Origin of the sequence: Paenirhodobacter sp. (genome assembly GCF_050177655.1) — a bacterium.
Classification (GTDB): Bacteria; Pseudomonadota; Alphaproteobacteria; order Rhodobacterales; family Rhodobacteraceae; genus Rhodobacter.
This window is the reverse complement of sequence record NZ_JBFXGV010000029.1, coordinates 32489-41750: the sequence shown is the minus strand read 5'-3', so window position 1 is coordinate 41750 and position 9262 is coordinate 32489. Positions and strand designations below refer to the sequence as shown.

The following is a 9262-nucleotide window of genomic DNA, read 5'->3' as shown; positions in this document are numbered from 1 at the left end:
TCGAGGCCGAGCCCGATCGCGGCGCGCGAGCCGAGATACAGCTCCTGCAGGTTCGCAGGCGAGGGTTTGATCAGCACCTGATATTGAGAGTCGTGCTGCAGCCGGTTCGGGTTCTCGCCGTAGCGGCCATCCGTCGGGCGGCGCGAGGGCTGCACATAGGCCGCGGCCCAGGGGGTCGAGCCAAGCGAGCGCAGCGTGGTCGCCGGGTGGAAGGTGCCGGCGCCCACTTCCATATCGTAGGGCTGCAGCACGGCGCAGCCCTTCGAGGCCCAGTAGGTCATCAGCCGCAGGATGATTTCCTGGAACGAACGCGGGGCGGTCTGGGGCGCGGTCTGGGTCGACATCTTTCCCTCTCGATGAAAGCGTCCCCTCTCTAGGCAAGCCCCGGCGCAGGGTCAACGGGGCTTGCGCGCGCGCCGGCCCCCTGCCCCGCCCGGGCGGCGAAAAACCGGGCCCGGGGGCTGCGGTTTTGGGGTGACGTCGCCGCTCAGGCTGCTAACGTGCCGCGAGTTTGCAAGCCGAAGGTGGGGTAAGGATGAAGCGGTTTTCGCGCGCGATCAGCATCACGGTGGGCGCGGTGCTCACCGGCATGGTCTGGACCGGGGCGGGCTGGGCGGAGCCGAGCTGGGTGCAGATCGAGGCGCAGCCCTCGCTGGCAAAGGCGCAGGAACGCGCGCGCGACTGGGGCACGACTTTCCCCGATCTGGCCGGTTTCGCGATGAATTCGGGCTGGTATGCGATCGCGATCGGCCCCTTCGACGACATCGCCACCGCCACGACCGAGCTGCGCCGGCTGCGCCGCGAGGGGCTGATCCCCGCCGACAGCTACGTCTCCGACGGCAACCGCTTCCGCGGCCAGTTCTGGCCGGTGGGCGCGGCGCTGACCGCCCCCGCAGATCCGGCCACGCCCGCCGCCCCGGAGGAAACGGTCGCCCCGGCCGAACCGCAGACCGCCCTGCCCAGCCCCGCGGCGCCCGAAACCATCGCGCCCGAAACCCCCGCACCCGAGACCACTGTGGCCGAGCCCGCGCCCGAACCGGTCGAGACGCTCGCCGACTCGCGCCGGCTCGAGGCGGCGCTGCCGCGCGAGACCCGGATCGAGATCCAGTCGGCGCTGCAATGGCAGGGCTTCTACGCTTCCGCGCTTGACGGCGCCTTCGGCCGCGGCACCCGCGCCTCGATCGCCGCCTGGCAGGCGGCGCAGGGCCATGAGCCGACCGGCGTCCTGTCCTCCGCTCAGCAGGGGGAACTGCTGAATGCCGTGGCGGCCGAACGCGCCGCGCTCGGCCTCACCCCGGTGACCGAGACCGAGGCGGGGATCGCGATCGACCTGCCGATGGGGCTGGTCGAATTCGACCATTACGACCCGCCCTTTGTTCATTATCGCGCGAAGGACGGCTCGGGCGTCTCGGTTCTGCTCATTTCCGAACCGGGCGACCAGAACACGCTCTTCGGTCTTTACGATGCGATGCAGACGCTCGAGATCGTGCCGATGCAGGGCGAACGGCATCGCGAGAAGACCTCCTTCACGCTGACCGGGCAGAACGACCGGATCCATTCGCAGACCGAGGTGCGGCTCAGCGCCGGGCTGATCAAGGGCTTCACCCTCGTCTGGCCCGCGGGCGAGGACGCGCGCATGAGCCGCGTTCTGGCCGCGATGCAGACCTCGTTCAAGCCGGTGGGCGACACCGCGCTCGACCCGACGCTCGGCAAGCCGATGGAGGTGCCGCGCGCCGATCTGATCTCGGGCCTCGACGTGCGCCACCCCGAATTCGCGCGCTCGGGCTTTTACATCACCGAAAAGGGCGCGGTGCTGACCGCCGCCGCGGGCCTTGACCAATGCGGCCGGATCACCGTCGAGGACGAACCGGCCGAGCTGAGCCTGATCGACGCGGGCCTCGGCATCGCCGTGCTCACGCCGAAGACGCCCGTCGCCCCCGCCGCCGTCGCCCCCTTCGAGATCGCGCAGATCGGGCCAGGCGCCGACATCACCGTCGCGGGCTTTTCCTATCCCGAGGCGCTTTCCGCCCCGGTGCTGAGCTTCGGCACGCTTTCCGATCTCACCGGCCTTGCGGGCGAGGCAAGCCACGCGCGCCTTGCCGTGCACACGCTGCCGGGCGATGCCGGCGGGCCGGTGCTCGACGGTGGCGGCGCGGTGATCGGCGTCGTGCTGCCGCGCGCGGCGGATGCGGCGAAGCTGCTGCCCGAGGATCTGACCGAGGCGGTGCAGGCCACGGCGATCGCGCCGGTGCTGGCGGAAAAGGGCTTTGCCCCCGCCGCGGCCGAGGGCACCGGCACGCTCGCCGCCGAGGATATCTCCGCGCTCGCGCAGAAATTCACGGTGCAGATCGCCTGCTGGAAATAGCGGCAGCGAACTTTGCAAACTCGGCGAAATTGGTCAGTTAATTTGCTCAGTTTCGCAGAATTGCCTTGCGCTGCATTGCGGCAACGCTAGTTTCGACCCAACATTCGGGTGTTGGGAGTGATGCCATGTTCAACAAGATCCTTGTTGCGAACCGGGGCGAGATCGCGATCCGCGTGATGCGGGCGGCGAACGAGCTCGGCAAGAAGACGGTCGCCGTCTACGCCGAGGAGGACAAGCTCTCGCTGCACCGGTTCAAGGCGGACGAGGCCTATCGCATCGGCGAGGGGCTGAGCCCGGTCGGCGCCTATCTGAGCATCCCCGAGATCATCCGCGTGGCGAAGGAATGCGGCGCCGACGCGATCCACCCGGGCTACGGGCTGCTTTCGGAAAACCCCGATTTCGTCGAGGCCTGCGACGCCGCCGGCATCACCTTCATCGGGCCGAAGGCGGCGACGATGCGCGCGCTTGGCGACAAGGCCTCGGCGCGACATGTCGCAATCAAGGCCGGCGTGCCGGTCATCCCGGCGACCGAGGTGCTCGGCGACGACTGGGACGCGATCAAGAAGGAAGCGGCCGAGATCGGCTATCCCTTGATGCTCAAGGCGAGCTGGGGCGGCGGCGGGCGCGGCATGCGCCCGATCAACGGCCCCGACGAGGTGATCGAGAAGGTCCGCGAGGGCCGGCGCGAGGCCGAGGCCGCCTTCGGCAATGGCGAGGGTTACCTCGAAAAGATGATCCTGCGTGCGCGCCACGTCGAGGTGCAGCTGCTCGGCGACACCCACGGGCATCTTTACCACCTCTTCGAGCGCGACTGCACCGTGCAGCGCCGCAACCAGAAGGTCGTCGAGCGCGCCCCGGCCCCCTACCTCACCCCCGAGCAGCGCGCCGAGGTCTGCGGCCTCGCGCTAAAAATCGGCAATGCGGTGGGCTACGAATGCGCCGGCACCGTCGAATTCCTGATGGATATGGACAGCGAGCGGTTCTACTTCATCGAGGTGAACCCGCGCGTGCAGGTCGAACATACGGTCACCGAGGAAGTGACCGGCATCGACATCGTGCAAAGCCAGATCAAGATCGCCGAGGGCGCGACGCTGGCCGAGGCGACCGGCGTCGCCTCCCAGGCCGAGGTCACGCTTTCGGGCCACGCGCTGCAATGCCGCGTCACCACCGAAGACCCGCAGAACAACTTCATCCCCGATTACGGCCGGATCACCGCCTATCGCACCGCGACCGGCATGGGGATCCGCCTCGACGGCGGCACCGCCTATGCGGGCGGCGTGATCACGCGCTATTATGACAGCCTGCTCGTCAAGGTCACCGCCTGGGCGCAGAACCCCGATCAGGCGATCCACCGGATGGACCGCGCGCTGCGCGAATTCCGCATCCGCGGCGTGAGCACGAACATCGACTTCGTCATCAACCTGCTCAAGCATCCGACCTTCCTCGACATGAGCTACACGACGAAGTTCATCGACACGACGCCGGAGCTGTTCCAGTTCAAGAAGCGGCGCGACCGCGGCACGAAGATCCTCACCTATATCGCCGACATCACGGTGAACGGGCATCCGGAGACGACGGGCCGCGCGAAGCCCCATGCCGAGGCGAAGCCGCCGCGGCTGCCGCCGCTTGCCGGTCCGGTCAAGCCCGGCACGCGCGACCTGCTCGACGAGAAGGGGCCGAAGGCCGTCGCCGACTGGATGCTGGCGCAGAAGAAGCTGCTGATCACCGACACCACGATGCGCGACGGCCATCAGTCGCTGCTGGCGACGCGCATGCGCTCGATCGACATGATCAAGGCGGCGCCGGCCTATGCGGCGAACCTCTCGGGGCTGTTCTCGGTCGAATGCTGGGGCGGCGCTACCTTCGACGTCGCCTATCGTTTCCTGCAGGAATGCCCCTGGCAGCGGCTGCGCGACATCCGCGCGCATATGCCGAACATCCTGACGCAGATGCTGCTGCGCGCCTCGAACGGCGTCGGCTACACCAACTACCCCGACAATGTCGTGCAGTTCTTCGTCGGTCAGGCGGCGAAGTCGGGCGTCGACGTGTTCCGCGTCTTCGACAGTCTGAACTGGGTCGAGAACATGCGCGTCGCGATGGATGCGGTGGTCGAGGCCGGGAAGATCTGCGAGGGCACGATCTGCTACACCGGTGACATCCTGAACCCCGATCGCGCGAAATACGACCTCAAGTATTACGTCGCAATGGCGAAGGAGCTGGAGGCCGCGGGCGCCCATGTGCTCGGCCTGAAGGACATGGCGGGCCTCTTGAAACCCGCCGCGGCGCGGGTGCTGGTGAGCGCGCTGAAGGAAGAGGTCGGCCTGCCGATCCATTTCCACACCCATGACACCTCCGGCATCGCCGGCGCCACCGTGCTTGCCGCGGCCGATGCCGGCGTCGATGCGGTCGATGCGGCGATGGACGCCTTCTCGGGCGGCACCTCGCAGCCCTGCCTCGGCTCGATCGTCGAGGCGATGCACCACACCGAGCGCGACACCGGCCTCGACATCGGCACGATCCGGCGGATGTCGAACTACTGGGAGGCGGTGCGCCACCAGTATCGCGCCTTCGAGAGCGGGCTCGAGGCGCCGGCCTCGGAGGTCTATCTGCACGAGATGCCCGGTGGCCAGTTCACCAACCTCAAGGCGCAGGCGCGCAGCCTCGGCCTCGAGGAACGCTGGCACGAGGTCGCGCAGGCCTATGCCGACGCGAACCAGATCTTCGGCGACATCGTGAAGGTCACCCCCTCGTCGAAGGTGGTGGGCGACATGGCGCTGATGATGGTGGCGCAGAACCTGACCAAGGCCGACGTGCTCGACCCGGAGAAGGACATGGCCTTCCCCGATTCGGTCGTCGACATGATGCGCGGCAATCTCGGCCAGCCCCCGGGCGGCTGGCCCGAGGGGATCGCGAAGAAGGTGCTCAAGGGCGAAACCGCCTCGACCGAGCGGCCGGGCAAGCATCTGCCCGCCGTCGACATCGAGGCGACGCGCGCGAAGCTTTCGGCCGAACTCAACGGCTATGTCGTCGATGACGAGGATCTCGCGGGCTATCTGATGTATCCGAAGGTCTTCCTCGACTACATGGGCCGCCATCGCCAATACGGGCCGGTGCGCACCCTGCCGACGCCCTGCTTCTTCTACGGGCTCGAACCGCAGACCGAGATTTCGGTCGAGATCGACCCCGGCAAGACGCTGGAAATCCGCTACGTCACCTCGGGCGAGACCGATGAGATGGGCGAGGTGAAGGTCTATTTCGAGCTGAACGGCCAGCCGCGCGCGGTGCGCGTGCCGAACCGTGCGGTGAAGGCGACGACCGCGGCCAAGCCGAAGGCCGATGCCGCGAACCCGAACCATGTCGGCGCGCCGATGCCGGGGGCGATCGCCTCGGTCGCGGTCTCGGTCGGGCAGAAGGTGCATCCGGGCGATCTGCTGCTCACCATCGAGGCGATGAAGATGGAGACCGGCCTGCACGCCGATCGCGACGCGGTGGTGAAGGCGCTGCACGTCACCGCCGGCAGCCAGATCGACGCGAAGGATCTGCTGATCGAATTCGAGTGAGCCTTTCGGCTTGATCTCGCGGAGGGGCGCGTCACACTGGGCGCGCCCTTTTCCATTGAGGTCTTTCGATGAAGTTTATGCCCGCTGCCGCGCTTTGCGCGCTTCTGCTTTCCCCTGCGCTCCCCGTCCGGGCCGAGGACAGCACGATCACCATCGCCCCGGAGGACCGCGCAATGGCCGCGGCGGTCGCGGCCGCGCGCGAAAGCCTGCCGCAGATGCTTGCCGCGCAGGTGCCGGAGACCGGCGAATCCTCCCCCTCCTTCTCGCTCAAGGTCTCCTTCCCGGTCAGCGGTCACGCCGCCGAGGCGGCCCAGGTGACCAGCGAAGCGATCTGGGTCGGCGGCATCGCCCGCGACGGCGGCGCCTTTGCCGCGCGGCTCGACAACGATCCCGAATTCATGCCCGGCTTGTCGCTGGGCAGCCCGGTTCGTTTCCGGGAGGAGCAGATCATCGACTGGTCGCTGACCGGGGATGACGACCGTATCTACGGCCATTACACCACGCGCGCCCTGCTGCCGCATATGGACCCGGCCGAGGCCGCCTGGATCTCGGGGCTGCTGGCCGAGGAGCCGATGCCACGCTGACGTGACGCCGCACCGCGGCAAAGATCGCCCCGCCCCCCTTTTGCCTGTCCGGAGGCGGCGCTAGGTTGCCCCGTCCGGCAAAGGAGACCCCGATGATCACCGCCCTCTATGCGCTGCCGCTTGCGGCGCTCTATCTCTTCCTGTCGATCTGGGTCGTCACCGGCCGGGTGAAGACCCGGGTCTCGCTGGGCGACGGCGGGGACGACGGCTTGCAGACCCGCATCCGCACCCATGCGAATTTCGCCGAATACACGCCTTTCGCGCTCGTGCTGATGCTGATCGCCGAACAGGGCGGCGCCGGTGCGCCCTGGCTGCATGCCGCGGGCGCGACGCTCGTGCTCGCGCGCTTCGCCCATGCCTGGGGGCTCGGCCTCGGCGGGCCGCAGGTGGCGCGCGGCATCGGCTATCTGCTCTCGCTCATCGCGATCGCGATCGCCGCGCTCGCCGTCGGGCTTACCCTGCGCGGCTGAGACGCGCGCCCGGGGGCACCGCGCCGGGTCGCGCAAGGAATTTCGCTCAGGCTGATTTTTCCTCTTGCGGCCCCGCGCGGTATCTCCTAAATCCCCCTCCACCGAACCGGTAGCGCGGGCGTAGCTCAGGGGTAGAGCATAACCTTGCCAAGGTTAGGGTCGTGAGTTCGAATCTCATCGCCCGCTCCAGTTCGGCAGGCCGCAAGGCCGAAAACCCGGGTCGCAAGACCAAAGCTCAGGTGCGGGCGTAGCTCAGGGGTAGAGCATAACCTTGCCAAGGTTAGGGTCGTGAGTTCGAATCTCATCGCCCGCTCCAAACAAAGACCCTCCCTTCGGGGAGGGTTTTGTTTTTTCAGCCGCCGCCTCAGGCGCAAAGCCGCTGCTGGCGCACCTCTTCGGCATGGGCGCAGACATCGGTCAGAAGGCAATGGTTGCAGACCGCCGCATTTTCCGAATCCCCCACGCAATCGACCGGGCCGGAATCGAGGAAATGCGTCGCGATCTGCAGCAGATCCTCGACCGGCGCCGGGCGCGGCAGCACGCAGCGCAGCGAGAACAGCATCTCGAACAGCTCGCCGCCCGAAAACAGCGCGCTATCCGAAAGCAGGATCGTCACCAGGTCCGGGTTGCGAAACTGCGCCGCGAGCGCGAGGTTCACCCCGTTCTCCTCCCCCGAGCCGGCGCCGCCCGGAAACAGCGTCGCAATCACCATGTCGACAGTGCCCAGGCGCACCAGCTGCAGCGCCTGAGCCGTCCGCGCGGTGTGCAGCACCTCGTGCCCCGCGGCGGACAATCGGTTCACCACATGCAACGCCCAGGGGCTGCGCTCCTCCAGAAAAATGATCCTCATACCCGGCTCCGCAATAACTTCCGCCGAAATGGCGCCTAAATGGTTAACGAAAGGTTAACGAAAGGTTAACGAATCCGGCATTTCGTTCACGTTTTGGTTCAGCCTCGCGGCGATGCAGCATCCCTGCCCGGCGTCGTGCCGAAACGCTTAACAACCGGGCGGTGCCGGCCTATAACACCCCCGAGCCAAAGAAGGAGCGCCCATGCGGACCGCCAAGATCTCCCGCAAGACCGCCGAGACCGAAATCACCGTCGAGATCAATCTCGACGGCACCGGTGCCTATGACAATGCGACCGGCGTCGGCTTCTTCGACCACATGCTCGACCAGCTCGCGCGGCATTCGCTGATCGACCTGACGATCCGGGCCAAGGGCGATCTGCACATCGACGACCACCACACCGTCGAGGACACCGGCATCGCGCTCGGCCAGGCGCTCACCGCCGCGCTCGGCGACAAGCGGGGCATCCGCCGCTACGGCCATTTCGCGCTTGCGATGGACGACACGCAGGTGGCTTGCGCCCTCGATCTTTCGGCGCGCCCCTTCCTTGTCTGGAACGTCGACTTCCCGACGGCGAAGATCGGCAGCTTCGACACCGAGCTCGTCCGCGAGTTCTTCCAGGCGCTTTCGACCAACGGCGGCATCACGCTGCATGTCGACAAGGTGCACGGCATCAACAGCCACCACATCGCCGAGGCGGCGTTCAAATCGGTCGCCCGCGCCCTGCGCATGGCGGTGGAGACCGACCCGCGCATGGTGGGCGTGCTGCCCTCGACCAAGGGGGCGCTCTGATGTCGCTGACGGTTCTCGTCGATTACGACTCGGGCAACCTGCATTCGGCGCAGAAGGCCTTCGAGCGGATGGCGCGCGAGACGGGCGGCGGCACGGTGGTGGTGACCTCTGAGCCCGATGTGGTGGCGCGCGCCGACCGGATCGTGCTTCCGGGCGACGGCGCCTTCCCGGCCTGCGGCGCGGCGCTGCACCGTTTCACCGGCCTCTTCGAGGCGATCGAGGAGGCGGTGATCCGCCGCGGCACGCCCTTCCTCGGCATCTGCATCGGCATGCAGATGCTGGCGACGCGCGGCCTCGAGTTCGAGCCCACCCCGGGCTTTGGCTGGATCCCGGGCGAGGTGGTGCGGATCGAGCCCGCCGATGCGACGCTGAAAGTGCCGCATATGGGCTGGAACGATCTCGTCATCGACCGGCCGCATGCGCTGCTCGAGGGGATTTCCACCGGAGATCACGCCTATTTCGTGCACAGCTACCATTTCAAGGTGGCCAAGCCCGAACATCTGCTCGCCCATGTCGATTACGCCGGGCCGATCACCGCGATCGTCGGGCGCGACAATATCGTCGGCACCCAGTTCCACCCGGAGAAATCGCAGCGCACCGGCTTGCGGCTGATCTCGAATTTCCTCGCCTGGAAGCCCTGAGA

General features: G+C 67.4%; 8 protein-coding genes and 2 tRNA genes. 8 read left to right on the top strand and 2 right to left on the bottom strand.

Translation table 11 applies throughout. The features are described 5' to 3' along the window. Positions 1 to 344: glycine--tRNA ligase subunit alpha (locus tag AB7U46_RS11450; protein WP_428337104.1), on the bottom strand; the 344-nt coding region annotated here is incomplete at its 3' end. A 191-nt stretch (positions 345 to 535) separates the two neighbouring features. Between AB7U46_RS11450 and AB7U46_RS11445 the strand changes: the two genes are divergently transcribed. From AB7U46_RS11445 to AB7U46_RS11420, 6 genes are all read left to right on the top strand, one after another. Beyond that, positions 536 to 2365: a trypsin-like peptidase domain-containing protein gene (locus tag AB7U46_RS11445; protein ID WP_428337103.1), complete on the top strand. Its 1830-nt coding sequence runs from the start codon at positions 536 to 538 to the stop codon at positions 2363 to 2365. 125 nt (positions 2366 to 2490) lie between these two features. Next, complete coding sequence (locus tag AB7U46_RS11440; protein WP_428337102.1) at positions 2491 to 5925, top strand: pyruvate carboxylase; 3435 nt, start codon at positions 2491 to 2493, stop codon at positions 5923 to 5925. 68 nt (positions 5926 to 5993) lie between these two features. Beyond that, complete coding sequence (locus AB7U46_RS11435) at positions 5994 to 6509, top strand: DUF2314 domain-containing protein (protein WP_428337101.1); 516 nt, start codon at positions 5994 to 5996, stop codon at positions 6507 to 6509. Between the two features lie 92 nt (positions 6510 to 6601). Further along, positions 6602 to 6979: an MAPEG family protein gene (locus tag AB7U46_RS11430; protein ID WP_428337100.1), complete on the top strand. Its 378-nt coding sequence runs from the start codon at positions 6602 to 6604 to the stop codon at positions 6977 to 6979. 114 nt (positions 6980 to 7093) lie between these two features. Further along, positions 7094 to 7168, top strand: a tRNA-Gly gene (locus AB7U46_RS11425). A gap of 52 nt (positions 7169 to 7220) precedes the next feature. Next, positions 7221 to 7295 (top strand) — tRNA-Gly (locus tag AB7U46_RS11420). A 48-nt stretch (positions 7296 to 7343) separates the two neighbouring features. Here the strand turns inward: AB7U46_RS11420 and AB7U46_RS11415 are convergent. Beyond that, on the bottom strand, positions 7344 to 7829 hold the full coding sequence (locus AB7U46_RS11415; protein ID WP_428337099.1) for a hypothetical protein: 486 nt from the start codon (positions 7827 to 7829) through the stop codon (positions 7344 to 7346). A gap of 202 nt (positions 7830 to 8031) precedes the next feature. Here AB7U46_RS11415 and hisB point away from each other — a divergent pair, with 202 nt between their 5' ends. Continuing rightward, on the top strand, positions 8032 to 8619 hold the full coding sequence (gene hisB / locus AB7U46_RS11410) for an imidazoleglycerol-phosphate dehydratase HisB (RefSeq protein ID WP_428337098.1): 588 nt from the start codon (positions 8032 to 8034) through the stop codon (positions 8617 to 8619). Continuing rightward, a complete protein-coding gene (gene hisH, locus AB7U46_RS11405; RefSeq protein WP_428337097.1) occupies positions 8619 to 9260 on the top strand; it encodes an imidazole glycerol phosphate synthase subunit HisH in 642 nt (213 codons plus the stop codon). The genes hisB and hisH overlap by 1 nt, the downstream gene beginning before the upstream one ends. Positions 9261 to 9262 lie beyond the last annotated feature (2 nt).